The organism is Novilysobacter erysipheiresistens (assembly GCF_036663935.1).
Classification (GTDB): domain Bacteria; phylum Pseudomonadota; class Gammaproteobacteria; order Xanthomonadales; family Xanthomonadaceae; genus Novilysobacter; species Novilysobacter erysipheiresistens.
This window is the reverse complement of sequence record NZ_JAXGFP010000007.1, coordinates 170761-196888: the sequence shown is the minus strand read 5'-3', so window position 1 is coordinate 196888 and position 26128 is coordinate 170761. Positions and strand designations below refer to the sequence as shown.

Here is a 26128-nt window from a genome sequence, read left to right as displayed (position 1 = left end):
GTTCAACACAAGCTCCGAGTCACCAGTGGATATCCCGTGTCCACCCCGTGTCCACGCCGTACCGGGGAAGGATAGCGCCCATCACGGATGACGATCGAGCGGGGTCATGTCGAACGCGATGGACAGCCGTGGAATCGTGTCTTCGAACGGCACCGTGCCATGCCAGAGATACGACGGGAACAGGGCCAGCTTGCCCGGTTCGGGCCGGATCACCCGGCGCGGCGGAAGGTCCAGCCCCAGCTCGACCGGCGGCTGTCCCAGTTGCAGGTAACCGGCTGCGGGATTTCCGGGTGGCGGCGAACGTACCGACGGCGGCAATGACACGTAGAACGCCGAACTCATCCACCCCTCCTGGTGCACGTGGTTGGCGTGGCTTCCGGAGGACCACAGCCGGACCGACCACGAGCCGCCGAAACGTACCGTGCGCGCCTTGCGCCGCAGGAACGGATGACTGTCGTCGGAAGGCAGCTTCGCCAGCCAGCGATCGATCGCGTCGCGCAACGCAACCTGGGTGGCTTGGAGCACCGGATCGCCACGACCGAACAACCGGCCCGGAGTTTGCGAACCGCCGCGGAGGCTCTGTTGCACCGGTTCGCGACGCGCCAGGTGCATCGGTTCCAGGATGGCAGCCAATGCCTTGAGGAACCCGTCCTGATCGGCGAACCGAGCGGGCGGATCGATCGCTTCCAGCGAGGCCAGGGTGTCGTAATCGCAGAGCCAGAACTCGCGCGGATCGTCCAGCATTCGCCAGGCGGTGGCGAGGTACGCCCATCCCGTCTGGTTGTCGGGATCGATACGGGTCGCCTCGTCGGCGCGCTCCGCGGCAGCTTCGTACCTGCCCGCGATCAGCAGGTGACGCGCATGGGTGTTGAGGAAGCCTGGATCGCGGCCGAGCGCGGTGTCCTGCAACCGGGCGTACAGCGCCCCGGCCTGCTCGGTGCGCCCCTGAGACTGCAGCACTTCGGCTTCCAGCGTGGCGAATGCGACATGGTCGGACTGCGTCCGCAGGCGCCGGACCTGTTGAAGCGCTTCATCGGCCATGCGGGCAGACAGCAGCATGCGGGCAAACGCCAGACCCAGCGCCAGGTCGTTCGGACGGGCGCGAACGGTAGCTCGAAACTCCTCCATCGGGTCGCAGCCGGGCTCCAGCGCCGGCCCGTGCTCCCACAGGATGTTGGCGAGCGTGGCGTGGCCACCAACAAACTCGGGGTGATTCCGGGTGACCGTCCGTGCGCGCTCCAGCGCGGCCGACGGCTGGCCGTCATCCAGCAGCGCCCCCGCCAGCGCATCGGCCAGGTCGGGTCCGGAATAGCCGGCCTGCATCGCCTTTTCGAAACACGCGACCGCCGACCCGGGCTGGCCCGACAAGCGCCGGACCGCGCCAAGGTTGACCCACGCCGCCGCATACCCCGGGTTGAGTTCGACGGCACGCGAGAATGCCGCGTCCGCCCCTTCCAGGTCATCGGTGCGCCGTCGCGCATTGCCTAACGCATGCCAGGCCAACACCGATTCGGGTTGCAGGCGCACCGCCCGCTCCAGCGCGTCGAGGGCTTGCCCGCTTTGGCCGAGACCCAGCGCAGTCAGGCCGAGGTCGATCCAGGCCTTGGCAAACCCGGGCTGCACATCGACCGCTCGACGAAGCACTCCCAGCGCTTCTGCCGGACGATTGAACTTGCGCAGGAACGCCGCATAGTTGACCAGGATCAGCGGATGCGCCGGCGCGAGTTGCAAAGCCTGGCGGAATGCCGCCTCGGCTTGGGTGGCATCGCCGGCCTCGGACAGGATCATCGCCAGCGACTGGTGGCCATCGGGCGCACTCGCGGCTTCCGCCACCACCCGTCGGGCGATCTCCAGTGCACCGGCATGGTCGCCTTGGCGCACCACCCGAAGCGCGGTTTCCAGGCGCCTCGACTGGTCCGCGCTCAAGGCTTGCGGGGCACCTGTCGAGACCATCGCTTCAGTCCATGCGGCGCACGCGCAGCGGCACCCCGCCCGGGGTCACCAGCATGTACGTTCCCAGCGCGGCCGCACGGACCTTCACCTTGTCACCGATATTCAACGGGCCCTTGGACGTGACCTTGGTCAGCACCCAGACCTGGCCGTTGTCGAGGGTAATCACACGGGCGCCGTCGCCACGCTGGCTCAGGCCAGACACCGAGGCTTCGATCCGGGAAGGTTCATCGCGGACGCGGCTGGGGTCGCGTTCGCGCAACTGATCCGTGCTCAGGCCGAATTCGGCGACCGCCTTTTCCCTGGCGCGTGCCAGCGCCTCGGGGTCGCTCAGCGGCGGGAAGGCCGCGTCATAGCACGCCAGACGCTCGGCCGGTTCCGCCACGCCTGCACAGGCATGCGACGGCTCCTGCGCCACGGCGGCGCAAGTTGCCGCGGCCAGCCAGCACGGCACGGCCACTGCGGCGACGAACAACGACACTCTTGCCATCAGCTGATTCCTTGATCGTTAGACGCCCATCGTCAGGTGCCGATCGGCAGCCGCCCGGCGGAGTCCGCAACGCGCGACACAGGCCCGTATAGTGCCACCCCAAACCTTATAATCGAAGCCAGTCAGCAGGAGTACCCGACCTTTGAATCTGGAACAGTGGGAAGCCCATTACCGGCGCGGCACGCTCGCCACCTGTCCGACCGCCCGCGATGGCGGTGTCGATCTTGAAGTGCGGGCATCGTGGGTCGAATTTTTCTCGATGCTGCCCGACCATGCACGGATTCTCGACGTCGGCACCGGCAATGGCGTGGTTGCGTTGATCGCGGCTGAAACCGCGGCGGAGCGCAGCTTGAGCTGGGACATCCATGGCGCCGACCTGGCCCGGATCAATCCGCAACGGCATGTCGCCGACGGAGCCCGCCGGCTGGCAGGCATCCGCTTCCATGCCGGCGTGGCCACCGAGCGCTTGCCGTTCGAAGACGGAAGCTTCGACGCGGTCAGCGGCAGTTTCGCGCTGGAGTACACCGACGTCGCCCGCGCACTGATCGAGATCCACCGCGTGCTCAAGCCGGGCGGCAACGTCCAGTTCGTCCTCCATCATCCCGACTCGATGTTCGTGCGCGGTGCGCTGACCTCGAGCGCCGAAGCCGACCTGGTGTTCACCGAAACCAAGGCTTACCGTCGCCTGCACCGCCTGGTGACGATGGATCAGGCCATTCCGGGAACCATCCAGCGCGCCGATGAAGACCTGCGCGCCGCCATCCAGACCTTGAAGAAGGGGCTGGAGGACGCCCGCAAGCATGGCGCCGGCTGGATCCTGTCTGCGGCCCTGGACGGCATCAAGAAACTGCTCGAAGCCCGCCGGCAGATGAAGCCGCAGGACGTCGGCCTGGAGGTCGACCGTGCGGAGGCCGAGTTGCGCGCCTCGGTGCGCGGCCTGAACGACCTGATCGAACACGCCCGCACGCCGCAGCAGATGGACGAAATCGAGCAGGCGGCCGCGACTGCCGGCTTCAGCCTCATCGAACGCTCGCTGCTGCACTACGCCGGCAGCAACCTCGTCGGCTGGCAGTTGCAGCTCCACCGCGACTGATGGCCGGTACGGAAACGGCGATGAGCGCGCAGAACCGCGCCCTCATGCGCCAGGCTGCCTCGCTGCACCAGCAAGGTCGGCGCATGGAGGCGATCGGGATCTTCCGCCGGGTGCTCGCGGAGCAGCCCGAGTCGACCGAGGGCTGGTACGAACTGGGCTACCTGCTCAAGGCCGAAGCGCAGTACGAGGATGCGCTCGAAGCCTACGGCCAGGCCTTGGCACGCGGCATCCGGCGGCCCGAGGAAGTGCACCTGAACCGCGCGGTGATCTACTCCGACCACTTGCGCCGCGACGAAGACGCCGAGCGCGAACTCATGGCGGCACTGGCGATCGACCCTGGCTATCTGCCGGCACAACTCAACCTGGGCAACCTGCGCGAGGAACGCGGCGACCGCACCGCTGCGCTGGCCTGCTACGACAAGATACTGGCTGACGCTCCCAGGCCTGGCGATCCCCATCAGGAGCTGCGTTTCGAGGCCCTGGCGCGCAGTGCGAACCTGCGACCTCCCACCAGCGTCGACGATCCGATGCTGGCGCGGTTGCGCGAGGCGGCGGCGACACCGTGCAGCCATACGGTTCGGATCAATCTGTACTTCGCGCTTGGCCACGCCTACGACCGGCTCAAAGCCTACGACCTCGCCTTCGATGCCTTTGCCAAGGGCAATCGCTGGCTGTTGCGCCAATCGGGCCGGGCCTATGACCGCGCCCGTTCCGAGCAACTGACCGAAGCGCTCATCAAGACCTTTGCCATTGCCGAACCCGCTCCCCCGGCCAAGCCGGCCGTGGCCGCGGCCGTGGCCGAACCGCTGTTCGTCTGCGGCCTGTTCCGCTCCGGGTCGACCCTGATCGAACAGGTCCTAGCCGCGCACTCGCAAGTGACGGCAGGTGGCGAACTCAACTATCTGCGTCGACTGGCCCTCGGCCCGCTCGCGCCGTTCCCGCAGTCGATGGCCATCGTCGACCCGGCGCGCGATGCCGCGCTAGCCGACGGCTACCGGCAGCACCTGGCGCAGGTGTTCCCCGAGGGAAGCGCCAACAGCGCCTTCATCACCGACAAGCGGCCCGACAACTTCGTCCTGATCGGCCTGATCAAACGCCTGTTTCCCGCGGCGAAGATCATCCATACGGTCCGCAATCCGCTCGACAATGGCCTGTCGGTGTTCCTGCAGCACCTCAACCTGCGGGTCGTCGACTACTCGGCCGACCTCGCCGACATCGGCCATTACTACGGCCAGTACCGGCGCCTGATGGCGCATTGGCAGGCGCTGTACCCGGACAGCATCTTCGAGTTCGACTACGACGGGTTCGTAGCCGATCCGAAAGCCGCGCTGCCGCCGCTGTTCGATTTTCTCGGGCTGCCGTGGGAGGAACAGTGCCTGCAGTTCTACCGCCTCGACAACACGGTCAAGACCGCGAGCCTGTGGCAGGTTCGCCAGCCACTGCATGGCAACGCGTCGGGTCGCTGGCGCAACTACGACACCCACCTCTTGCCCTTGCGCCAAGCACTGCGCGCAGCCGGCGTCACCGACGTCGGCTGAATCCAGGCAGGTCGAGTCCGGCCGGGTTGGATTTATCTGCGAACCCGGAAACCGGTCCGGGAAATGTCGCGGTCGCTGTCACCACTCAGCGCTCGTGCGCGCTGCAGCGAACGCTCGGCTTCTTCCAAATGTCCCAGTTCGGTGTGGATGCGGGCCGCGGCGATGAAGAATCGCGGTTCCCGGCCATGCAGTCCGATTGCGCGCTCGTAGTACGCCAGCGCCTGCGCGTTGTCACCCTGGCTCTCGTGCTGGAAACCGAGCACGAAGTTGCGGTAGGGATCGCTGCGCTGCACGTCCCGGAGCTTGCGTTGGTACCGGGCGAGCTCGTCCTTTTCGCCGAGTTGCTGGTACAGGCCGGTGAGGTTGGACAGCGTTGGCACGTGTTCCGGCTTGTGCTCCAGGGCGACCAGGTAGGCGCGTTCGGCGGCTTCGGGTTCACCACTGCGCAGTCGCAACACACCCAGGTTGTTCCACGCCGGGACGAAATCCGGCTCCAACTCGACGCTGGCCTCCAGCAACGAACGCGCGCCCGGGATGTCACCGCCCATCAACCGCTCCGCTCCGCGGTTGTTGTACCAGTGCGAGAGCGCACGCTGGTCGCTGATCGCCTCGGGCGGTGTGGACGTCGCGACCACGTTGCGCTCGAAATCGACGACGTATCGCCGCCCGCCGATGCGCACGCCGGCGTTGACATGGCCGGCATAGAACATCATGCCCCCACCCTGCAGCCACACCAGCGCCTCGTCGGCTTCCTGGACGTAAGCATCGAGACCGGCTTCGCGGGCGAGGGCGACGAAGGTCAAGGTGAAGGAGACGCAGTTGCCCTGCCGGTCACGGAACGTCTCCGCGACCGTACGTGTGGTGTCCAGGTCGTATCTCAGCGCCAGCCCGTCGGGATCGAGCATGAACTCGACGATCCGCCGCATGCGCTGCTGCGACGTCCACGAGTGCTGCAGGACCTGGGTGTCAAGTTGCGCCCGCAGCGAAGGGGGCACTGCGACCACCTCGTCCCATTCCGGCAATTCCGCCACGGGCGCGGGGGCGGACAACAACTCTCCGCCCCAGACTGGCGGTGCCGGGTCGGGGATCGAGCCGGACATCGCGAGCGCCACCACCATCGCCCAGGTCAACATGCGCATACCCCCCGTATTCGGGTCGGGTTAACCACCTGCAACGAGTATACGCCCGGCAGCTGAAGCTCAGTCGGCCAGTTTCGCCGCGATCCGCTGCTGTTCGTCCTTCAGCGCCTGCGGCATGCGCGGGCCGTATTCGCCGAGGTACTCGCCGATGCTGGCGAACTCGGCCTGCCAGCCGGCCTGTTCGAAGCCGAACAGCTTGGCCCGGGCCTCGTCGTCGAGTTCGATGCCGTCGAGGTTGAGGTCGGCGTCGGTCGGCAGGAAGCCGATCGGGGTCTCGACCGCACCCGCCTCGCCCTTGACCCGGCCGATCATCCACTCCAGCACGCGGAGGTTGTCACCGAAACCCGGCCACATGAACTTGCCGGCGTCGCTCTTGCGGAACCAGTTGACGTGGAAGATCTTCGGCAGCTTGTTGGCACCGTTGTCGAACGACAGCCAATGGCTGAAATAGTCGGCGAAGTTGTAGCCGCAGAACGGCTTCATCGCCATCGGGTCGCGGCGCATCACCCCGACCGCGCCGGTGGCGGCGGCAGTGGTCTCCGAGCCCATTGCGGCGCCGACGAGTACGCCATGGGTCCAGTCGCGCGCCTCGAACACCAGCGGCACCAGCGAGGCACGGCGGCCGCCGAAGACGATCGCCGAGATCGGCACGCCGGCCGGGTTTTCGGCCTCGGGCGAGTAGCTCGGGCAGGACTTGGCGCTGACGGTGAAACGCGAGTTGGGATGTGCGGCCGGGCGCTTGGCGGCATCGTACGGCTCGCCGCGCCAATCGGTGGCCGGCTGCTGGCCGTTGTCCAGGCCCTCCCACCACGGCTGGTTGTCGGCGGTCACGCCGACGTTGGTGAAGATCGCGTCGCGCTGCAGGCAGGCCAGCGCATTGGGGTTGGACTTCTTCGAGGTGCCCGGGGCGACGCCGAAGAAACCGGCTTCCGGGTTGATCGCGTACAAGCGGCCATCCGCGCCCGGACGCATCCAGCAGATGTCGTCGCCGACGGTGGTGATCTTCCAGCCGTCGTTGAGGTAGCCCTCCGGCGGGATCAGCATTGCCAGGTTGGTCTTGCCACAGGCCGACGGGAACGCGGCGGCGATGTAGTGGGTGTCGCCCTGCGGATTCTGCAGGCCGAGGATCAGCATGTGCTCGGCCAGCCAGCCTTCGGAGCGGGCCTGGTGGCTGGCGATGCGCAGGGCGTGGCATTTCTTGCCGAGCAGCGCGTTGCCGCCGTAGCCGGAGCCGTACGACTTGATCGTCAGTTCCTCGGGGAAATGCATGATGAAGCGGCGGTTGGGGTCGAGCTCGCCGGTCGAGTGCAGGCCCTTGACGAACGCCCCTTCCTTCTCGATCCGCGCCAGCGCCGGCGCGCCCATGCGGGTCATGATCCGCATGTTGGCGACCACGTACGGGCTGTCGGTGATCTCCACGCCGCACCGCGACAGGGGCGAGCCGATCGGCCCCATGCAATACGGCACCACGTACATCGTGCGGCCGGCCATGCAGCCGTCGAACAGCGCGTCCATCTGCGCGTGACCGTCGGCCGGCGCCATCCAGTGGTTGTTCGGACCGGCGTCGTCGCGCTCGCTGGTGCAGACGAAGGTCAGGTGTTCGACCCGGGCGACATCGTCGGGGTCGGAGCGATGCAACCAGCTGCCCGGGTGGGTCTGTTCGTTGAGCTTGATCAGGGTGCCGTCGGCCTGCATCTTCGCGGTCAGGGCGGCGTTCTCGGCGTCGCTGCCATCGCACCAGTGGATCGTATCGGGGCGGGTCAGCGCGGCGACCTCCGCGACCCACGCGTTCAGCGCCTCGAGTTTGCTGCCACTCGCGGAAGCGACGGCATCCTGGGAAATTGCATTCACGGCATTGGCCTCCAGCCGGTTGAATCGAAAGGACAGCGGTCCCGGACAACGGAACCCGCAACGAAATCTGGAAATCAGGCTGACGGGATCAGCGTCGCCATCAGGTGTTCGACGTAAGCCTCGAACTCGTCGTGCTGCAACCGTGCCTGATGCAACTGCAGGTTGAGCTGGAGGAAACCGACGTAGGCGGCATACGCCAGCCGCGCGCGATGCTGGGCATCGGTGCGACCCAGCCCGGCCTGGCGGAACGACGCGGTCAGGTACTCCATCCGCCGGTCCGACACCCGGCCGATCACCGGTTGCACCGCGGGATGGTCGAGCGCCTTGAGCAGCTCGGAATAGACGATGTGCGACTTGTATTCGTGCGCGACCAGGTTGAACAGCGCGCGCAGGCGCTCGCGCGGATCGGCGATCGCTTCGAGCTGGCCGAACACCTGCTCCTGCTCGACTTTCTCCCAACGCTCCAGCGCCGCCACCAGCAGCGCGTCGCGCGACGGAAAGTGCCAGTAGAAGCTGCCCTTGGTGACGCCGAGCCGGCGCGCCAGCGGTTCGACCGCGACCGCGGCGACGCCCTGTTCGGCGATCAGGTCGAGCGCTGCCTGCGCCCAGTCGTCGGCGCTGAGTCGGCCATTGCGTTCGGAACGCGGCGGGGCTGGGTTGGCATTGGGCATCATGTCTTCCGATTGTAACCACCATACGGCGCCGCCGGGTAGCGTATGCAGCAGGTGGGCCAGGCCGCCGGTTGACAGCGGGCGAAGCAAATTACCATACTTGTCCGTATGTTGACGACGGCGATTGGCGCTACCGTGGGCCGTGCCGTCGCCAAGCGCCATCGCCATCCGGTCGCGACAGCGGCCCCGAAACCCACGTGTGGAGCGCCCTCATGAGTATCGTCGTCCCGTTTCTCGTGTTCCTGCTCATCGGCGCGTTCGCCGCCTACCATCGGCTGCGGTTGCCGGTCTGGGTGGCGCTGACTGCGGTCGCGCTGGTCGGCTGCTGGCTGCTCGGCGCCAACCCAGTCGCCACCGTCGTCGCCGGCGTTCTGCTGGCGCTGGTCGCGGTGCCGCTGCTGCTGCCGCAGATCCGCCTTCCCTTCATCACCGCGCCGCTGCTGGGTTTTTACAGCAAGATCCTGCCGCCGTTGTCGGAAACCGAGCGGGTCGCGCTGGAGGCCGGCACGGTCGGTTTCGAGGGTGAACTGTTCTCCGGCAAGCCGGAGTGGCAGGTGCTGCTCGACCAGCCGGCGCCGACGCTGACCGCCGAGGAGCAGGCGTTCCTCGACGGCCCGTGCGAGGAACTGTGCGCGATGACCAACGACTGGGACATCACCCACGTTCGCGCCGACCTGCCGCCGGAGGTTTGGCAGTTCATCAAGGACAACAGGTTCTTCGGCATGATCGTGCCGAAGGAGTATGGCGGCCTGGGCTTCACTGCGCTGGCCAACCACAAGGTGATCCAGAAGCTGGCGTCGATCTCGTCGGTGGTCAGCTCGACCGTCGGCGTGCCGAACTCGCTCGGGCCGGCCGAACTGCTGATGCATTACGGCACCGACGAGCAGAAGGACCATTACCTGCCGCGCCTGGCCGATGGCCGCGAGGTACCCTGCTTCGCTTTGACCGGACCGTGGGCCGGCTCGGACGCGACCTCGATTCCGGACTTCGGCATCGTCTGCATGGGCGACTGGAACGGCGCGAACGTCGTCGGCGTCAAGCTGACCTTCGACAAGCGCTACATCACCCTGGCCCCGGTTGCGACCCTGATCGGCATGGCGTTCCGGATGTACGACCCCGACGGCATCCTCGGCGAGCAGCGCGACATCGGCATCAGCCTGGCGTTGCTGCCGCGCGACACCGCGGGGGTCGATATCGGCCGCCGCCATTTCCCGCTCAACAGCCCGTTCCAGAACGGGCCGATCCACGGCCGCGAGGTGTTCATCCCGCTGAGCCAGCTGATCGGCGGCGAGGCATACGCGGGCAAGGGTTGGCAGATGCTGGTCGAGTGCCTGTCGATCGGCCGCTCGATCACCCTGCCCTCCACCGCCAGCGGCGGCTCCAAGCTGGCCGCGGTGGTGACCGGCGCCTACGCGCGCATCCGCAAGCAGTTCGGGCTGTCGATCGGCCGCTTCGAGGGCGTGCAGGAGGCGCTGGCGCGGATCGCCGGCAATGCCTACACGATCAGTGCGCTGGCCGAGGCGTCGGCCGCGGCGGTCACCCGCGGCGAACTGCCGGCGGTGCCGTCGACCATTTCCAAGTACCACTGCACCGAACTGGGCCGCCAGGTCTGCCAGGACGCCATGGACATCCACGGCGGCAAGGGCATCATCCTGGGGCCGAAGAACTACCTCGGCCGCGCGTGGCAGGCCTCGCCGATCGCGATCACGGTCGAGGGCGCCAACATCATGACCCGCTCGCTGATGATCTTCGGCCAAGGGGCGATCCTGTGCCATCCGTGGGTGCTCAAGGAGATGAAGGCGGCGACGCTGGAGGACGAGGAACAGCGGCTGGGCGAGTTCGACCGCAACCTGTTCGGCCACATCGGCTTCGCGATCTCGAATGCCGTCCGCGCCCTGTGGTTCGGACTGACCGCGGCGCGCTTCGGCACGGCGCCGGGCGATTCCTACACCCGCCGCTACTACCGCAAGCTCAACCGCTACTCGGCGGCGCTGGCGTTGTGCGCCGATACCTCGATGCTGCTGCTCGGCGGCAAGCTCAAGTTCAAGGAGTCGCTGTCGGGCCGGCTTGGCGACGTGCTCAGCCAGCTCTACATCGCCAGCGCGCTGCTCAAGCGGTATGAAGACCAGGGCCGGCCCGAAGCCGACCAGCCGCTGCTGGCGTGGTCGATCCTCAACGCCGTGCACAAGATCGAAGTCGCGCTGTCCGGCGCGCTGCGCAACTTCCCGGTGCGTCCGGTCGGCTGGCTGTTGTGGGCGCTGATCTTCCCGTTCGGCCGCCGCGCCACTCCGCCGGGTGACCGCCTCGGCCATCGCGCCGCGTCGCTGCTGATGTCGCCCAACGAAGCCCGCGACCGCCTTGCCGAAGGCGTGTTCACCACCCCGACCGCCAACAACCCGGCCGGCCGGATCAACAGCTACCTGCAGGCGGTGATCCTCGCCGAGCCGGTCGAACGCAAGTTCCTGAAGGCGCTCAAGGGCAGCCACATCGAAGCGCTGGCCTTCACCGAGCAACTCGACGAGGGCGTGCGCGAGGGCTGGATCAGCACCGACGAGCGCAAGCAACTGGAGACGTTGCGCGAGATGACCGTCGATGCAATCAGCGTCGACGACTTCGATACCGAGGAGCTGCGTTCGGCCGGTTACCGAAGCGAGCAGGAAGACAGCCGCGCGGTGGCGTGATCACGACGGATGCGGACAAGCAACGGCGGGCTTCGGCCCGTCGTTGTCGTTTCAGCGGCTTGGCCGCGGATCGGTCGGATCGTCCGGCAGCTCGCACTGCGACCTGACCACGCTCCAGGCCGCGGCCGTCATTGCCGCGGCGGCCGCGATGCCGGTGGCGAACACCATCGTCGATCCGAGCAGCGCCACTGCCTTGTGCAGCCAGACGAAGGTCAGGTCGGCGCCGCGATAGATCACGGTGTCGATCACCGCCTTGGCCTTGTAGCGCGACTCGCGGTCGACCCGGGTGTACAGGGTTTCGCGGCCGGGCTTGGCCAGCGAGAACTCGCCCGCGCGCGTCACCACCTGCACGATCGCGACCAGCATTGGCAATGGCGATGCGGTCAGCAGGCAGTAGCCGAGCAGGATCGCGATCGCCGGCCCCAGCAACACCGGCGCGACCCCGTAGCGACGCAGCAGCCAGCGGGTCAGCAGCAGCTGGATCAGCAGGGTCACTCCGTTCACCGCCCAGTCGATCATCGCGTAATAGCGGGTCGCGGCCTCCGTGCCCGGGTAGAACTCGCGCACGATCGCGGCCTGCTCGTTGTACAGCAGCGTACCGACGCCGACCCCGAAGAACAGCAGCGCCGCCAACGCGCGCAGCAGCGGACGCTGCCACACGAGGCGGACGCCGGCCCAGACCGAACCGCCCATCGCCTCTTCGCCGGAGGCATCGCCATGCCGCCGTTCGCGCCGCATCGCCCACGGCCGCAACTTGAGGATGCATAGCAGGCATACCGCCATCAGCCCGGCCGACACCAGCAGCAGGTTGGCCACGCCGAGCGGCTCCACCAGCAGTCGGGTAATGCCCGGCCCGACCAGCGCGCCCAGCGTCCCGCCCGCGCCGATGTAGCCGTATATCTTCTTGGCATGCTCGTTGTCGAACACGTCGGCCATGAAGCTCCAGAACACGGTCACCGCGAACATGTTGAACACCGCCACCCACACGAAGAACATCGCCCCGCGCCCCGACACCCCGGTTTCGAACAGCCAGTGGAAACCGACCAGGGAGCCGATGAGCAGCAGGTACACCAGCGGCAGGAACACCCGCCGCGGGAATCGCGACACAAGCGCCCCATACAAAGGCTGCAACAACACCATCACCACGAACGTCACGCTGAACAACAACTGCAGGCTGTACTCGTCCAGCGCGATGCCGAGCCTGCTGCTCCAGCCGACCAGCCAGCGCGGGAACACCGCGGCAACGTCGCCCGAAGCACCCATCGCATCGCGCACCGGTCGCAGCACGTAGTAGCCGCACAGCAGGCTGAAGAAATACAGCAACGACCACCACAGCGGTGGCGATTCCGCGAGTGCTTTGCGGAACGCGCGGACGCGGTTGACGGGACGGGTCGGGGTCATCGCCTGCGTGGACGCCTAGGCGTGGTCCAGGACCGGCGGCAACGGGCAGTGCAGCACGCCGCAAACCGTGCGCAGCAACTCGGCCTCGGCCACGCTGACGCGACCGTCATGGCTGGCGGCGACGGTCACCGCTTCCACCAGCAATTGCTTGGCCAGCGGATCGAGCGAGTCCAGCGGCGTCCACACGTCCTCCAGCGCCAGCGGCACGTTCGCCGGCGGCCGGTAGACAACGTGTTCGCGCGGCAGGATCCGCTGCATGCCGGCGAGGTAGGCGTGCTGCGCGGCGGCGGCATCGGCGTGGCCGGCCTGGGCGACCACCGCGAGCAGGGTCGCGATCTCGGCCGCCAGGTCGGTCGCCTTGCGCCGGCCGAACGCGACATGCCGCGACGGATCCAGCGACTCGCGCAACTGCACCGTCAGCAGCCGGCTCAGGCAATACTCGAACAGCGAGACGTCGTCGTCGGCGAGTACCAGCGCATTGACGGCATCGAGGAACACCTCCAGTTGCGGCCGCGGCCGCCGCCGCACCACCGGAAACGCAAGCGCGACCAGAGGCAGGCGCAACATCGGATGCAGGTCGGCGAGGTGCTGCTCGCGCAAATGCGCCGCCTCGATCGCGGTGGCCTTGCCCAGACGCGCGCCAATCTCGAACGCTTGGCGCGCGGCGATGTCCTCGCGTGCGTCGAGCAGCAGGCCGAGCAGCAACGGCACCACCCGTTCGCGATCGGCCACCAGCGCGCGCAAGTCGTAGCTCAGCCCGCCGACGATCGCATCGGCGCGCCGATAGTCGTCCCTGCCGGGGTTGCCGACCTGGGTGGAGACCATCGCCCCGGTAACCGCATGTTCGGCGCTTGCCGACGGCAGCGCGCCTGGCGCGTGCAAGCCCAGGTGCAGGTCCTCGTGCAGACCGCTCGGTGGCGCCTGCAACCAGCGCCGCGACAGGGCATCCAATTGCTCGGCGCGGAAGCCGGGCTCCAGCGCCTGGATCCGCTCGACCAGCGGCGGATGGGTCGCCAGCCACCCGCCGAACAGGCCATCGAACCCCAGCCCTTCGCCGAACAGCATGTGGCTGACTTCCTCGGCATCGCCGGCCGACGCCAGTCGCGAGCCGTCGGGCAAGCCGCCGATCTTCTTCAGCGCGCCGGCCAGTCCCGCGGTCTGGCGCGTGAACTGCACCGCGCTGGCGTCGGCCAGGCGCTCGCGGTTGCGGCTCACGCCGGCCTTGATCAGGCGCGCGCAGAACAGGCCGATCGAGCCGACCACCAACGCAACCACCGCCGCGAACACCACTACCCCGACACTGCGCCCGCGCCGGCCGACGACGGAGAACTCCATCACCTTGCGTCCGGCGATCGCGATCATGGCGATGCCGAACAGCACCCCGACCAGCCGCAGGTTGAGCCGCATGTCGCCGTTGAGGATGTGGCTGAACTCGTGGGCGATGACGCCCTGCAGCTCGTCACGGTTGAGCCGGTCCAGCGCCCCCCGCGTCACCGCCACCACCGCGTCGGACGTCGAGTAGCCGGCGGCGAAGGCGTTGATCGCCGATTCGTGTTCGAGCACGTAGATCTTCGGTACCGGCACCCCGGAGGCGATCGCGATCTCCTCGACCACGTTGCGCAGGCGACGCAGGTCGAGGTCGCCGCCGTCGTCGACCAGCAATTCGCCGCCGAGCTGGGTGGCGATCGCATCACCGCCATCGCCCAAGCTGGCGAGTCGATACAACGAACCCAGGCCGATCGTCGCCAGCGTTGCCAAGGTCACCGCCAGCAACACGCCGGGGCTGCCGCTCAGCAGCCAGGCGACCGCATCGACCGCGAGCACGATCGCGACCACCGCCACGCCGAACAGCAGCACCAGCCGCGAGGAACTGCGGCGCGCCGCAGCCTGGCGTTCAAAGAAGTTCATCGGCGGCTTCGGTGACGCTGCCGGGTCAGAACTTCACCTGCGGCGCCTGCCGCATCTGTGGCTGGTCGGCCGGAATCGTCACCATCGCCGCCGGCGCGAAACCGAAGTTGCCGGCGACCAGGCTGGAGGGAAACATTTCGCGCTTGTTGTTGTAGGCCATCACCGCGTCGTTATAGGCCTGCCGCGCGAACGCGACCTTGTTCTCGGTGCTGGTGAGCTCCTCGGTGAGCTGCATCATGGTCTGGTTGGCCTTGAGGTCCGGGTAGGCCTCGGCGACCACCAGCAATCGGCCCAGCGCCCCCTCGAGCTGGCGTTCGCCGGACTCGAGTTGTGCCATCGCACCGGGATCGCCCGGACTGCCCTTGGCCGCCGACAAGCCGGAAATCGCCGCGCCCCGGGCCGCGATTACCGCCTCCAGGGTCTCGCGCTCGTGGGCGAGGTAACCCTTGGCAGTCTCGACCAGGTTGGGGATCAATTCGAAACGCCGCTGCAATTGCACGTCGATCTGGGCGAAGGCGTTCCTGAATGCGTTTCTCGCCGTCACCAGCCCGTTGTAAAGACCGACCGCCCAGAACGTGAACAGGAGTACTAAAGCTAATGGAATCAGGAAGCTGAACATGATTGCTCGCAAAGCCCTGAAAAACGGCGTTATGATCCGGTGAACCCCAGCATACGCAGGCCCTGCGACCGATGAAAGACCACGCGAACCGGCTCCCACGCATCGGCGGGCGCCTCGTGGCCCTCGCGTTCTTGCTTACGTTGACACTGGGAACTGCCGCCGAGGCGCCGCCGCACCAAACCGCTGCGCCGTCATCCGGCGACGCGACCGCAGTGGCCACTGCCATACCGGCTACTGCCAATGCCGGCATCGTCGAAACGTCGATCACCCCGGCACCACCGCCGGCTCCGCCGCTGCCCGGCGAGTTCGATGTCGAGATGTTCGAGGCGATGGCACAGATGATCGTCGCCGACCAGCGCGTTCCCGGGCTGGCGATGGCGATCGTCCACGATGGCAAGGTACTCAGCGCGCGCGGCTACGGCATCACCGATGTCAGCGACGCCGAGCCAGTCGACGGCCACACCGTGTTCCGCCTCGCCTCGCTGTCGAAAGGTTTCGCCGGCACCCTGGCCGGGCTGCTGGTCAACGACGGCACCCTGCGCTGGGACAGCCGGCTGACCGACTACATGCCGGGCTTCCAGCTCAGCCAGCCCGGCGCGGCGCAGAAGATCACTGTCGCCGACCTGCTCAGCCACCGCGTCGGCCTGCCGCACAACGCCTACGACCGAAGCCTCGAGCGCTATGTCGATTACCGCACCCTGACCCACAAGCTTGCCGACGTGCCGTTGAAGTGCGCGCCCGGCACCTGCTACGCCTACCAGAACGTCGCCTTCAGCCTGATCGGCGACATCGTGTTCGCCGCCACCGGCGACTTCTACAGCCAGGAAGTGCGGAGCCGCCTGTTCAAGCCGCTGGGCATGAACGACGCCAGCCTCGGCCTGGAAGGCATCGAGTCGAGCGCGCGCTGGGCCAAGCCGCACGTGCGCGGCCGCGGCGGCTGGGTGTCGTTGATGCCGAAGCCGACCTACTACGAAGTCGCACCGGCCGCCGGAGTCAACGCCAGCGCCAGCGACATGGCGCAGTGGCTGATCGCGCAGACCGGCCACCGCCCCGAAGTGATCCCGGCGCCGCTGCTGGCGACCCTGCACCAGCCATTGGTCGACACGCCGTACCAGACCCGCAGTTCTTCCTGGCGTCGCGCGCGGCTGGACTCGGCCGGCTATGCGCTCGGCTGGCGCGTGTATGACTACTCCGGCCACCGGCTCGTCTACCATGCCGGCGCGGTGCAAGGCTATCGCGGCATGATCGCGATGCTGCCCGAGCGCGACCTCGGCATCGCGGTGATGTGGAACGGCGAAAGCTCGCTGCCTTCGGGCTTGCTGCCGACCATGATCGATCGCGCGATCGGCATTCCGTCGGAGCTGACCGCCTGGGTCGACATCGACTTCGACCGGCCGGACGCGTACTACGCCGATGTCAACCAGGACGCCGAGCAGGATCCTGCCGCCGGCAGCAACGCCGCCAGCGCGACCGCCGCGCCGCAGTAAGCGCGCACCAAAGCAAAACCCGCCTCCCATAAAAAAACTCCCTCCCGCCTGGGCTGCGGGAGAGAGTCGGTATTGCGGTGTAGCGGTACCGGGTGGCTCAGATCATCGGCGCCGGGGTCACCGGCATCGCGGTCGGAGCCTGCTTCTTGGCCGCGCGGCGGGCCGGCTTCTTTGCGGTCTTCTTGGCCGCCGGCTTCTTGGCTGCAACCTTCTTCGCGGCCGGCTTCTTGGCTACCGCCTTCTTGGCGGTCTTCTTGGCGGCCGGCTTCTTCTTGGCTACTTTCTTGGCGGCCTTTTTCGCGGCCGGCTTCTTGGCCGCTTTCTTCGCGGTCTTCTTGGCAGCCGACTTGCGGACGGTCTTCTTCGCCGTCTTCTTGGTGGCCTTCTTCGCCGCCGACTTGCGGACGGTCTTCTTGGCGGCCTTCTTGGCGCCGGCCTTCTTGGTGGTCTTCTTCGCGGTCTTCTTTGCCGCCTTCTTCACGGCCGGCTTCTTCACTGCCTTCTTGGCCGCGGACTTGCGCACGGTCTTCTTGGCGGTGGCCTTCTTGGCGACCTTCTTCGCCGCCGGTTTCTTGGCAGCGGACTTCTTCACCGCCTTCTTGGCGGCGGGCTTCTTCTTCGCAGCTTTCTTCGTGGCCATGTGATGGCTCCTCGTCAGTGGTCTATCGGGGTGTACAGCCCAGTACCAAGCAATGCCACGGGGAAAGGTCCCGCGACCAACCGACCGGCGAGTCTCTCGCCGGACCGGATTCGGAACGCCCGATGCACGCGGGCAAACAAAAACCCGGTCCGCCAACGGCGACCCGGGTTGCATGCATCAGGCCTGTGCGACTTCGCAAGGGTTTTCACCGGGGAAAAGAAATCCACGTCCACCATTTCGACCGTCAGGGCGGAGGTCCGGTTTGTACCGCACGTTGTCGCGTTGTATTTGCTCACTCGCTTCCGCAGTCAAGGTCTGCTGGGCGAAACCTAATCACGGTTTTTCATAGTGTCAACAAGTGTTCGCGATTTTTTTTCGGCGGTCGCAGGACGTGCGATCGCCGTGGTGTAGCACCGGGCCAGGCGGGATTGCCGCCAACGACAACGCCGGCACTTCAATGCGAATCTTTCGATGCGCTGAAAGCCAGCAATTACGGGGCTTTGCGGTCAGTGTTCGGTTTTGGCGTGGTGGTAGCCGATCGCGTACACGCGAAACCGTGGCGAAACAACATGGCTATTTTTTCACCACACCGACGTCGCAACGAAAGCCGCAGCCGGCCGCCGTCTATCGCGTTGCACAACAGCAAGTGCGCGGCTTTTGCGCGAACTTTTCGCCGCTCGATCCGATCGTCGCCCGGCGATGACGTCGCCGACGCAGGCGAAAAAAAACCCGCGTCGGCAATGACGCGGGTTGTTGTCCTGGCCGTTCTTCGACGGCTGCTATCGCTCGACGCGATCAGTGATCGTCTTCCTCAAGCAACTCGGCGTAGGCATCGGGGTCGAGCAGGTCGTTGAGCTGTTCCGGCTCCTCGATCTGCAGGGTGAAGATCCAGCCATCGCCGTAGGCGTCCTCGTTGATCGTCTCCGGCTTGTCGTTGAGCGCGGTGTTGACCTCGACCACGGTGCCGGTGACCGGCGCGTAGATGTCGGAGGCGGCCTTGACCGACTCGATCACGGCGCAGGCATTGCCCGCCTCGATGCGGTCGCCGACGTTCGGCAACTCGACGTACACCAGGTCGCCGAGCAGGCTCTGGGCGTGATCGGAGATGCCCACGGTGACCTTGCCGTCGCCGTCGACGCGGGTCCATTCATGGGACTTCAGGAACTTCAGGTCGCCGGGGATCTCACTCATGGGGGTGCTCCGCTGCTACGGGTGGTGGTGGAAGGCCGATAGTTTAACCACGGGAGCCGGACCGGTGGACAGCCCGCGGGGCGCGCACTCAGACCAGCACGCCGTCCTGCGCCTGGCCGTCGCGCACGAACGGGAACTTGACCACCCGCACCGGCACTGCACGGCCGCGGATGTCGACCCGGACGTTGCCCTCGCCGCCCAATGCGATCTCGCCGGCCGGCACCCGGGCGAACGCGATCGCCTTGCCCAGGGTCGGCGAGAACGTGCCCGACAGGATCTCGCCGTCGCCGTGCGCGGTCAGCACCTTCTGGCCGTGGCGCAGCACGCCCTTGTCGTCCATCACCAGCGCGATCATCTGCCGCGGCGCGCCGGCCGCCTTCTGTTGCTCAAGCACGTGGCGACCGATGAAGTCGCGGCCTTCGTCGAGGGCGACCGTCCAGCCGAGCGCGGCCTCGTACGGCGACACGCTGTCGTCCATGTCCTGGCCGTACAGGTTCATGCCGGCCTCCAGCCGCAGGGTGTCGCGCGCGCCGAGGCCGGCCGGCTTGACGCCAGCGCCCAGCAGCGCGTCCCACAGCGCGACGGTCTTGTCCTCCGGCACCACGATCTCGAAGCCGTCCTCGCCGGTGTAGCCGGTGCGGGCGATGAACAGCACGGTGCCGTCCTGCAGCCGCGCCTCGCGGGCGGCGAACTTGCCGAGCTTGCCGACGCGCTCGCGGTCGTCCGCGTGCAGCAGGCCGAGCACCTTGTCACGCGCGTTCGGTCCCTGCACCGCGATCATGCCGAAGTCGGGACGCTCGCTGACGCTGACGTCGAACGCGCCGGCCTGCTCGTTGATCCACGCCAGGTCCTTCTCGCGGGTGGCCGCGTTGACCACCAGCCGGAAGAAGTCCTCGGCCAGGAAGTAGATGATCAGGTCGTCGATGACGCCGCCCTGCGGGTTGAGCATGCAGGTGTACAGCGCCTTGCCCGGCTTCTGCAGCTTGTCGACCGAGTTGGCGACCAGCTTGCGCAGGAACTCGCGGACGCGCGCGCCCTTGAGGTCGACCACGGTCATGTGGCTGACGTCGAACATGCCGGCGTCCTGGCGGACCACGTGGTGCTCGTCGATCTGCGAGCCGTAGTGGATCGGCATGTCCCAGCCGCCGAAGTCGACCATCTTGGCGCCGAGCGCGCGATGGCTGTCGTTGAGGATGGTCTTCTGGGTCATGGCGGCGCCGTTCCGTGGGGGAAAGCGGCCATTATCCCAGAAGCACGCGGATGGCGGCCGCGCGCCGGAGGCTTGGACCCCCGACCTAGGCGGCCGGCTCCACCCGCAACGTGGTGCCTTCGACCGCGACCACCCGGACCCGGGTGCCGGTCGCCAGGTCGGGGCCGCTGGCGGTCCAGAAGGCATCACCGATCTTGAGCCGGCCGCGGCCGTCGACGATCGCGCTTTCCAGCGGATACACGTGTCCGACCAGTTGCGCGCCGCGGCGGTTGAGCAACGGCTGGTCGCTGGCCTGCGCCGGGTAGCGCTTCTTGTACTGCCAGCCGCCAGCCACCGCGATCAGCGCCAGCACCGCGAACAGCATCCACTGCGCGCTCGCCGACATCGGCAGCGCCAAGTCGATGAGCGCGGTGCCGAGCGCGGCAAAACCCAGCCACAACATGAAGCTGCCCGGCAGCACCGCCTCGGCGGCAAACAGCACCAGCGCCACGCCCCACCAGAACCACGGCGACTGCATGATCGCGGCCATCCTCAGGCCCTCGGCAGCGACGTCGGCGCGGCCTTGTCCTGCACCGCCTTGGCCAGCTCGGCGATGCCGGCCAGCGAACCGAGCACGCCGGTGGTCTCCATCGGCAGCATCAGCAGCTTCTGGTTCGGCGAGGCGGCGAAGTCCTTGAGCGCCTCGACGTACTTCTGGGCGACGAAGTAGTTGATCGCCTGCACGTCGCCGGCGGCGATCGCGGTCGAGACCATCTCGGTCGCCTTGGCTTCGGCCTCGGCCAGCCGCTCGCGGGCCTCGGCTTCGCGGAACGCCGCCTCGCGCTCGCCTTCGGCCTCGAGGATCGCTGACTGCTTCTCGCCCTCGGCGCGCAGGATCGCGGCCTGGCGGAAGCCCTCGGCTTCGAGGATGTTGGCGCGCTTCTCGCGCTCGGCCTTCATCTGCTTGGCCATCGCGTCGATCAGGTCGCGCGGCGGCTGGATGTCCTTGAGCTCGATCCGGTTGACCTTGACCCCCCATGGGTGGGTCGCCAGGTCGACCGCGACCAGCACCTTGGCGTTGATCTCGTCGCGCTTGGACAGCGACTCGTCGAGCGCCATCGAGCCGATCGAGGTGCGGATGTTGGTCATCACCAGGTTGATGATCGCGACCTCCAGCTGCGCCACTTCATACGCCGCCTTGGCCGCGTCGAGCACCTGGAAGAACACGATGCCGTCGACCTTGACCACCGCATTGTCCATGGTGATCACGTCCTGCCCGGGGACCTCCATGACCTGTTCCATCATGTTGATCTTGCGGCCGATGCCATCGACCCACGGGATGATGAACGCCAGCCCCGGCGTCAGCGTATGGGTGTAGCGACCGAAACGCTCGACCGTCCACTCGAAACCCTGCGGCACCACCCGCACGGCCTTGAGCACGGTGATGACCGCGAACACCAGCAACACGCCGACGAAGATTTCCGTACCCATTGCCCACCCCTTCCCTTGTGAAGGGCCAGTATAGGCGTGGCTGTTGCCGCCGCGGCCGCCTCAGTCGACGCTGGCGCGGGCGTCGGCCGCCGGCGCCTCGAAGCTGCCGTCGCGCAATCCCAATGCCTGCCGGCGCACCCACTCGGTGACGTGCGGATGGGGTACCAGGCCCCGGCCGTCGGAGAGGTAATCGAGGCCTTCGAGCACTTCCTCATATGGGCCGAAGCCCTGCACGCGGTACGGGATCACGATCGCGACGCCGTTCTCGTCGGCGGCGCGCTCGACGAAGGCGCGGATCGCCTGCACGGCGGCCTCGCGCTCTTCCGGCCAGTCTTCGCGCAGGGTCATCACCTTGACCCGGCGCAGCGGCACCGCCGCGCGGACGGCGTCGGCGCGTTGGTCGATGTCGGCCAGCCAGCGCCGGTTCTCGGCATCGTCGGCCGGACCGTGGGCGAGGACGAGCAGGTCCTCGCGGGCCGGCTCATGGCTCAAGGCCTGCACCCGCTTGACCAGCACCTCGCCCATCTCCGGCGCTTCCGACAAGCCCTGCCTGCTCATAGCGAACGCGGCGTCGGTGTCGAGTTGCCAGAACTCCATGCTCATGCCGTGGTGGCCGGCGTGCGCGTCGGCGGGCACCTCCGAGCGCTCGGGCGCGCCGGGCATGATCCCGAGGATCTGGCCGGTGCGCTCGTACCAGCTCTCGCCGCTGACGAACAGCCGCACCACGCCGATCCGGTCGACCCCGCGCGCCTCGAGCGCATCGACGCTGCGCTGCAGGCTGGCGGCGTCGGCCATGCCCCAGGCGATCTCCATCGGGAATTCCCGCTGCAGCGGCGCCAGGGTGTCGGCTACCTCGCGCTCCCAGCTGTCGATGCCGCCGTGGGCCATCAGCAGCACGCCGAAATCGTCGCCGGCGTCGGCGTCAGCGGCCTGCAGTGCCGCTTCACGCGGTGTGCTGGCACATGCGCTCAGCAGCGAGAGCCCCAGCACCATTGCCGTCATCGTGAATCGTTTCATGCCGCTATCCATCGTTTGTTTGCAGATCACCAGGACACCGCGAGGCTGACGCCCACGTTGCGGCCGGGGCGTGTGTAACGGTCGAGCACCGCGCTGTCGGCGGCCACGCCGGGCACGTCGGCCCAGTCCCAATACTTGCGGTCGGCGAGGTTGAACACGCCGGCATTGATCGAGGCGCCCGGAGCGAAGTCCCAGTGCGCGAGCAGGTCGGCGACGCCGTAGCCCGGCGACGCGAAATCCCCCGGGTTCGCGAGGCGCTCCTTGCCGGCGGCGAAACGGCCGTGCAGCGACACGCCCCAATCCTGCGCGTAGTAGGCAAGGCCGATACTGGCGCGGGCCGGATCGACCGAGTCCAGCGGCCGGTCGGCGGTCAGGTCCTGGCCGCGCTGCCAGGAGGCGGCGCCGCGCAGCGACCAGCCTTGCAGTGCCGAACTCCACCCTTCCAGTTCGACGCCGGCCTGCAGTTCGACCCCGTAGATCTCCGCCTCGGCGACATTGCGCGACTGGAATATCACCAACGGCGTTTCAGGCGGGCGGCTGACCATCGCGGCGGACTCGATGAAGTCGTCATAGCGATTGTAGAAACCAGCCAGCCCGAACCAGGCGTCGCGGCCGGAATGACGCAGGCCAAGTTCGCCGCCGTCGCTGGTCTCCGGCCGCAGGTCGGGATTGGGAATGGCGGCGTAGCCGAACTGCAGGTTGGTGAAGCCCAGGTTGACGTCGTTGTAGGGCGGCGAACGGAAACCGCGCGCGTAGCTGGCATAGGTCGACCAGTCGTCACTGAAATGCCAGACCGCGCCCAGCTTCGGCGAGACGTTGCGCTCGGTGACCTCGACCGGCTGCAGGCCCGGGTTGTCCTCGGCGAAGATCGGATCGTGCCGCGGCTGCAGCGAGTAGTAGTCGACGCGCAGGCCCGGCAGCAGGGTCAGCTTGCCGTCGGCCAGGCTGATCTCGTCCTGCACGAACAGCGCAGCGTTGTCGATCCGGCTGCGCGGGAAGTCGCGCACCGGGAACACGTCCGGCAACACCACGTTGGTCGATTCGCCGGTCAGCAGGTCGATGGCGCGGCCGTCGCGCTTCTGCGCGAGGTCGGTGCGGCTGATCTCGGCGCCCCAGGTCAACACGTGCCCGACATTGCCGGTGCTGAAGGCCTTGTGCGCTTCCAGCTCCAGGCCGTGCACGCGCTGGTCGAAATTGAACTTGCGTTCGCGCCGTTGCGGGGCGCCGCCGGCGGTGACGCGATGCTCGACGGTGTCCTGGGTGGTTTCACTGTCCTGCCGGTAGGCGCGCCAGGTGAGCGAGTCGGCGACGGCGCCGTCGAGGCCGGACAGTTCGTGCTCCAGCGACACCCGCGCGCGGGTCTGCAGATCGTCGCCGACCAACGATGAGGTGACGGCATGGGTGCGCGGCTGGAACCCCCGCAGGTGCAGCACGTCGGTTGCCGCGCGGTCTTCGTTGCCTTCCACGGTCAGGGTCACCTGCTGGTCGAGGCTGGGCGTATAGACCAACTTGGACAACAAGCTTCGGCCATCGCGCGATTGCGGGTTGGCGGCGGTGCGGGTGTCATCGTTGCTGTAGATGTCGCCCTGGTTGGCGGTCTGGCGACCCTGCCGGTGGCTGACCACCACCATGCCCGACCAGCGTTCGCCGCCGATCGCCGTGGTGGCGCCGGCGGACAAGCCCTGCCACTCGCTCTGGTAGCCGAGCTTGAAACCGAGGTAAGCGTCCTTGCCCGGCGCCAGGTAGTCGGCCGGGTCCTTGGTCACGAAGCTCACCACGCCGCCGAGCGCGTCCGAGCCGTACAACGCGCTGGCCGGTCCGCGCACCACCTCGGCACGCTTGAGGCTGTCCATGTCGACGAAGTTGCGGTTGGCGTCGGAGTAGCTGCCGATCGCGAAGGCATCGGAGATCGCGATGCCGTCGGTCTCGATCCGGACCCGGTTGCCGCCCAGCCCGCGGATGCGGATGTCGCCGATGCCGAAGCGGCCGAACCCGGAGGTCACCGACACCCCCGGCATGTAGCGGAACAGGTCCTTGAGGTCGCGGACCAGGGTCTGGTCCATCTGCTCGCGATCGATCACGTCGACCGTCGCCGGCACGTCTTCGATCGCCTGTTCGGTGCGGGTGGCGATGACGGTGATCTGCTCGAAGTCGTGGGCGGGCCCCGCCTCGGCGGCGGTGACGGCGGTGACGGCGGCGACCTGGGCCGACGCGAGTGCGGGCATGGCGAGGATCGCCGAAGTGGCGAGGGTCAGGCGTTTCAGTTGCATTGGAGGATTCCGGATGGCGGCGCGGGAAGGCCGCGCGCGACGCTTCGGCCGGCACACCGGCAGTGCGCGACAGCCTTGAGGCGCAGGCGCGCTTACTTGGTAAGGATCAGCTTGTCGTTGCGCGTGTGGCGCAGTCGATAGGTTTCGCCGCCATGCTGGATCAGGACCTCGCGGGTACCGCGCAACAGGGCGTTGCTGTCGAACGCGCCGGGGCCCACGGGTTGTGCCAGGCGCAGCACGGGCCGGGAGAGGTTTTGCTGGAGCCGGTTCGGTGGAAGCTGGGCAACAGCAACGGACATCTGGGCAGGCATGGTCGCGGCACTCGTTGGGAACGAGCGTTAGATGATAATGATTCTCATTATCGAGTCAACCTGATCCTCGCAGTCAACCTGCCGCGGACCGCAGGCGATGCCAGATCGGCTCGTCCAACTGCTCGACCAGCTCCAGCGCGGCGAGGTTCTGCAGCAGTTGATCGGGCTTGCTGGCACCGAGGATCACACTGGAGACGTGCGGGTTGCGCAGGCACCAGGCGATCGCCAGCGGCGCCGGGGCAACGCCGAGTTCGTTGGCCAGCGCGGTGAAACCCCGCGCGCGCTCGATCCGCCGCTCGCCCTCGTCGCCGACCACGATCCGCTGCAGCCAGCCGAAGCCTTCGCGACCGAGCCGGGCGTCGTCGGGCACGCCGGCGTTGTACTTGCCGGTCAGCAGGCCCGAGGCCAGCGGCGAAAAAGTGGTTGTCCCGAGGCCGAACTCGGCATACAGCGGCGCGTACTCCAACTCCACCCGTTCGCGGTGCAGCAGGTTGTACTGCGGCTGCTCCATCGTCGGCGGATGCAGGTTGTGGGCGCGGGCGATCTTGTGGGCTTCGCGAATCTGCGCGGCCGACCACTCGGAGGTGCCCCAGTAGAGCACCTTGCCCTGCCGCACCAGCGTATCCATCGCCCATACGGTTTCGGCGACCGGGGTTTCGGGGTCGGGGCGGTGGCAGTAGTAGAGGTCGAGGTAGTCGACCCGCAAGCGCTTGAGCGCGGCGTGGCAGGCGTCGGTGACGTGCTTGCGCGACAGCCCCTTCTGGGTCGGCCGCGGCTCGCTGGCGGCGCCGAAGAACACCTTGCTCGACACGCAGTAGCCGTCGCGCGGCAAGCGCAGGTCGGCGATCACGTCGCCCATCATCGCCTCGGCCGCACCGTTGGCGTAGCCCTCGGCGTTGTCGAAGAAGTTGATCCCGTGGTCCCAGGCGGTGGCGATCAGCTCGCGGGCGACGCCGCGGCCGATCTGGTCGCCGAAGGTCACCCAGGCGCCGAACGACAACGCGGACAACTGCAGGCCGGATGAACCGAGGCGGCGGTACTGCATGGGGCGTGCTCCTGGCTGGGGTGCCGGCAGTGTAAGGCCGGGGTAGAATGGCCAGGCTATTCCTCCGGGGAGTAGCCCGCCCGCGCCGACTGCAACGCTGCATCGCATCGACCGGGATCGTGCGTCAACACACTTGGCCGCTGGCC

Annotated in this window: 21 protein-coding genes; 5 read left to right on the top strand and 16 right to left on the bottom strand. The window is 67.5% G+C overall.

The window, feature by feature from the left end; genetic code table 11:
* Positions 1-81: 81 nt before the first annotated feature.
* Positions 82-1926 carry a tetratricopeptide repeat protein gene (locus SNE34_RS13625; RefSeq protein ID WP_332618144.1) on the bottom strand — a complete coding sequence of 615 codons (1845 nt, stop codon included), beginning with the start codon at positions 1924-1926 and terminating at the stop codon, positions 82-84.
* Between the two features lie 31 nt (positions 1927-1957).
* A complete protein-coding gene (locus tag SNE34_RS13620) occupies positions 1958-2440 on the bottom strand; it encodes a hypothetical protein (RefSeq protein WP_332618142.1) in 483 nt (160 codons plus the stop codon).
* Between the two features lie 142 nt (positions 2441-2582).
* On the opposite strand from SNE34_RS13620, the gene SNE34_RS13615 reads away from it, so the two are divergent.
* On the top strand, positions 2583-3533 hold the full coding sequence (locus SNE34_RS13615) for a class I SAM-dependent methyltransferase (protein ID WP_332618140.1): 951 nt from the start codon (positions 2583-2585) through the stop codon (positions 3531-3533).
* A gap of 20 nt (positions 3534-3553) precedes the next feature.
* The gene (locus SNE34_RS13610; protein WP_332618138.1) at positions 3554-5071 is read left to right on the top strand and encodes a tetratricopeptide repeat-containing sulfotransferase family protein; all 1518 of its coding nucleotides are present in this window, start codon (positions 3554-3556) and stop codon (positions 5069-5071) included.
* Between the two features lie 32 nt (positions 5072-5103).
* On the opposite strand, the gene SNE34_RS13605 is transcribed toward SNE34_RS13610, so the two are convergent.
* The 3 genes from SNE34_RS13605 to SNE34_RS13595 form a co-directional block, all read right to left on the bottom strand.
* Positions 5104-6210, bottom strand: coding sequence for a tetratricopeptide repeat protein (locus tag SNE34_RS13605; protein ID WP_332618136.1), 1107 nt, complete (start codon positions 6208-6210; stop codon positions 5104-5106).
* A 60-nt stretch (positions 6211-6270) separates the two neighbouring features.
* Positions 6271-8061 carry a phosphoenolpyruvate carboxykinase (GTP) gene (locus SNE34_RS13600; RefSeq protein ID WP_332618133.1) on the bottom strand — a complete coding sequence of 597 codons (1791 nt, stop codon included), beginning with the start codon at positions 8059-8061 and terminating at the stop codon, positions 6271-6273.
* A 74-nt stretch (positions 8062-8135) separates the two neighbouring features.
* Positions 8136-8735, bottom strand: coding sequence for a TetR/AcrR family transcriptional regulator (locus SNE34_RS13595; RefSeq protein WP_332618131.1), 600 nt, complete (start codon positions 8733-8735; stop codon positions 8136-8138).
* 209 nt (positions 8736-8944) lie between these two features.
* Here SNE34_RS13595 and SNE34_RS13590 point away from each other — a divergent pair, with 209 nt between their 5' ends.
* Positions 8945-11413: an acyl-CoA dehydrogenase gene (locus SNE34_RS13590; protein ID WP_332618129.1), complete on the top strand. Its 2469-nt coding sequence runs from the start codon at positions 8945-8947 to the stop codon at positions 11411-11413.
* Positions 11414-11464: 51 nt separating this feature from the next.
* On the opposite strand, the gene SNE34_RS13585 is transcribed toward SNE34_RS13590, so the two are convergent.
* Genes SNE34_RS13585 through SNE34_RS13575 form a run of 3 tightly spaced genes read right to left on the bottom strand, consistent with a single transcriptional unit; the run spans position 11465 to position 15341 of the window.
* Positions 11465-12814: an NTP/NDP exchange transporter gene (locus SNE34_RS13585; RefSeq protein ID WP_332618127.1), complete on the bottom strand. Its 1350-nt coding sequence runs from the start codon at positions 12812-12814 to the stop codon at positions 11465-11467.
* Positions 12815-12829: 15 nt separating this feature from the next.
* Positions 12830-14722, bottom strand: coding sequence for a M48 family metallopeptidase (locus SNE34_RS13580; RefSeq protein WP_332618125.1), 1893 nt, complete (start codon positions 14720-14722; stop codon positions 12830-12832).
* Positions 14723-14747: 25 nt separating this feature from the next.
* Entirely contained in the window at positions 14748-15341 is a 594-nt protein-coding gene (locus SNE34_RS13575) for a LemA family protein (protein WP_332618123.1), read from the bottom strand.
* Positions 15342-15412: 71 nt separating this feature from the next.
* Between SNE34_RS13575 and SNE34_RS13570 the strand changes: the two genes are divergently transcribed.
* Positions 15413-16828, top strand: a complete 1416-nt coding sequence (locus SNE34_RS13570; protein WP_332618121.1) for a serine hydrolase domain-containing protein — start codon at positions 15413-15415, stop codon at positions 16826-16828.
* Between the two features lie 182 nt (positions 16829-17010).
* Positions 17011-17472 (top strand): hypothetical protein, encoded by a 462-nt coding sequence (locus SNE34_RS13565; protein ID WP_332618213.1) that lies wholly within the window; start codon positions 17011-17013, stop codon positions 17470-17472.
* A 791-nt stretch (positions 17473-18263) separates the two neighbouring features.
* Here SNE34_RS13565 and gcvH read toward each other — a convergent pair.
* From gcvH to SNE34_RS13525, 8 genes are all read right to left on the bottom strand, one after another.
* Positions 18264-18659, bottom strand: a complete 396-nt coding sequence (gene gcvH / locus SNE34_RS13560) for a glycine cleavage system protein GcvH (protein WP_332618119.1) — start codon at positions 18657-18659, stop codon at positions 18264-18266.
* 88 nt (positions 18660-18747) lie between these two features.
* A complete protein-coding gene (gene gcvT / locus SNE34_RS13555) occupies positions 18748-19869 on the bottom strand; it encodes a glycine cleavage system aminomethyltransferase GcvT (protein WP_332618118.1) in 1122 nt (373 codons plus the stop codon).
* Between the two features lie 85 nt (positions 19870-19954).
* Positions 19955-20398 carry an NfeD family protein gene (locus tag SNE34_RS13550; protein ID WP_332618116.1) on the bottom strand — a complete coding sequence of 148 codons (444 nt, stop codon included), beginning with the start codon at positions 20396-20398 and terminating at the stop codon, positions 19955-19957.
* A 2-nt stretch (positions 20399-20400) separates the two neighbouring features.
* Positions 20401-21339, bottom strand: a complete 939-nt coding sequence (locus SNE34_RS13545) for an SPFH domain-containing protein (protein WP_332618113.1) — start codon at positions 21337-21339, stop codon at positions 20401-20403.
* 60 nt (positions 21340-21399) lie between these two features.
* Complete coding sequence (locus SNE34_RS13540) at positions 21400-22356, bottom strand: hypothetical protein (RefSeq protein WP_332618110.1); 957 nt, start codon at positions 22354-22356, stop codon at positions 21400-21402.
* A 26-nt stretch (positions 22357-22382) separates the two neighbouring features.
* On the bottom strand, positions 22383-24626 hold the full coding sequence (locus tag SNE34_RS13535) for a TonB-dependent hemoglobin/transferrin/lactoferrin family receptor (protein WP_332618108.1): 2244 nt from the start codon (positions 24624-24626) through the stop codon (positions 22383-22385).
* A gap of 92 nt (positions 24627-24718) precedes the next feature.
* Positions 24719-24937, bottom strand: a complete 219-nt coding sequence (gene hemP / locus SNE34_RS13530) for a hemin uptake protein HemP (RefSeq protein WP_332618106.1) — start codon at positions 24935-24937, stop codon at positions 24719-24721.
* A gap of 73 nt (positions 24938-25010) precedes the next feature.
* Positions 25011-25982: a potassium channel beta subunit family protein gene (locus SNE34_RS13525; protein WP_332618104.1), complete on the bottom strand. Its 972-nt coding sequence runs from the start codon at positions 25980-25982 to the stop codon at positions 25011-25013.
* Positions 25983-26128 lie beyond the last annotated feature (146 nt).

What these genes read in the sequence shown, in the direction of transcription:
- SNE34_RS13620 (WP_332618142.1), bottom strand. Translation starts at nt 2,440, where the DNA reads ATGGCAAGAGTGTCGTTGTTCGTCGCCGCAGTGGCCGTGCCGTGCTGG.
- SNE34_RS13610 (WP_332618138.1), top strand. Translation starts at nt 3,554, where the DNA reads ATGAGCGCGCAGAACCGCGCCCTCATGCGCCAGGCTGCCTCGCTGCAC.
- SNE34_RS13605 (WP_332618136.1), bottom strand. Translation starts at nt 6,210, where the DNA reads ATGCGCATGTTGACCTGGGCGATGGTGGTGGCGCTCGCGATGTCCGGC.
- SNE34_RS13595 (WP_332618131.1), bottom strand. Translation starts at nt 8,735, where the DNA reads ATGATGCCCAATGCCAACCCAGCCCCGCCGCGTTCCGAACGCAATGGC.
- SNE34_RS13590 (WP_332618129.1), top strand. Translation starts at nt 8,945, where the DNA reads ATGAGTATCGTCGTCCCGTTTCTCGTGTTCCTGCTCATCGGCGCGTTC.
- SNE34_RS13585 (WP_332618127.1), bottom strand. Translation starts at nt 12,814, where the DNA reads ATGACCCCGACCCGTCCCGTCAACCGCGTCCGCGCGTTCCGCAAAGCA.
- SNE34_RS13580 (WP_332618125.1), bottom strand. Translation starts at nt 14,722, where the DNA reads ATGAACTTCTTTGAACGCCAGGCTGCGGCGCGCCGCAGTTCCTCGCGG.
- SNE34_RS13575 (WP_332618123.1), bottom strand. Translation starts at nt 15,341, where the DNA reads ATGTTCAGCTTCCTGATTCCATTAGCTTTAGTACTCCTGTTCACGTTC.
- SNE34_RS13570 (WP_332618121.1), top strand. Translation starts at nt 15,413, where the DNA reads ATGAAAGACCACGCGAACCGGCTCCCACGCATCGGCGGGCGCCTCGTG.
- gcvH (WP_332618119.1), bottom strand. Translation starts at nt 18,659, where the DNA reads ATGAGTGAGATCCCCGGCGACCTGAAGTTCCTGAAGTCCCATGAATGG.
- gcvT (WP_332618118.1), bottom strand. Translation starts at nt 19,869, where the DNA reads ATGACCCAGAAGACCATCCTCAACGACAGCCATCGCGCGCTCGGCGCC.
- SNE34_RS13550 (WP_332618116.1), bottom strand. Translation starts at nt 20,398, where the DNA reads ATGGCCGCGATCATGCAGTCGCCGTGGTTCTGGTGGGGCGTGGCGCTG.
- SNE34_RS13545 (WP_332618113.1), bottom strand. Translation starts at nt 21,339, where the DNA reads ATGGGTACGGAAATCTTCGTCGGCGTGTTGCTGGTGTTCGCGGTCATC.
- SNE34_RS13540 (WP_332618110.1), bottom strand. Translation starts at nt 22,356, where the DNA reads ATGAAACGATTCACGATGACGGCAATGGTGCTGGGGCTCTCGCTGCTG.
- SNE34_RS13535 (WP_332618108.1), bottom strand. Translation starts at nt 24,626, where the DNA reads ATGCAACTGAAACGCCTGACCCTCGCCACTTCGGCGATCCTCGCCATG.
- hemP (WP_332618106.1), bottom strand. Translation starts at nt 24,937, where the DNA reads ATGCCTGCCCAGATGTCCGTTGCTGTTGCCCAGCTTCCACCGAACCGG.
- SNE34_RS13525 (WP_332618104.1), bottom strand. Translation starts at nt 25,982, where the DNA reads ATGCAGTACCGCCGCCTCGGTTCATCCGGCCTGCAGTTGTCCGCGTTG.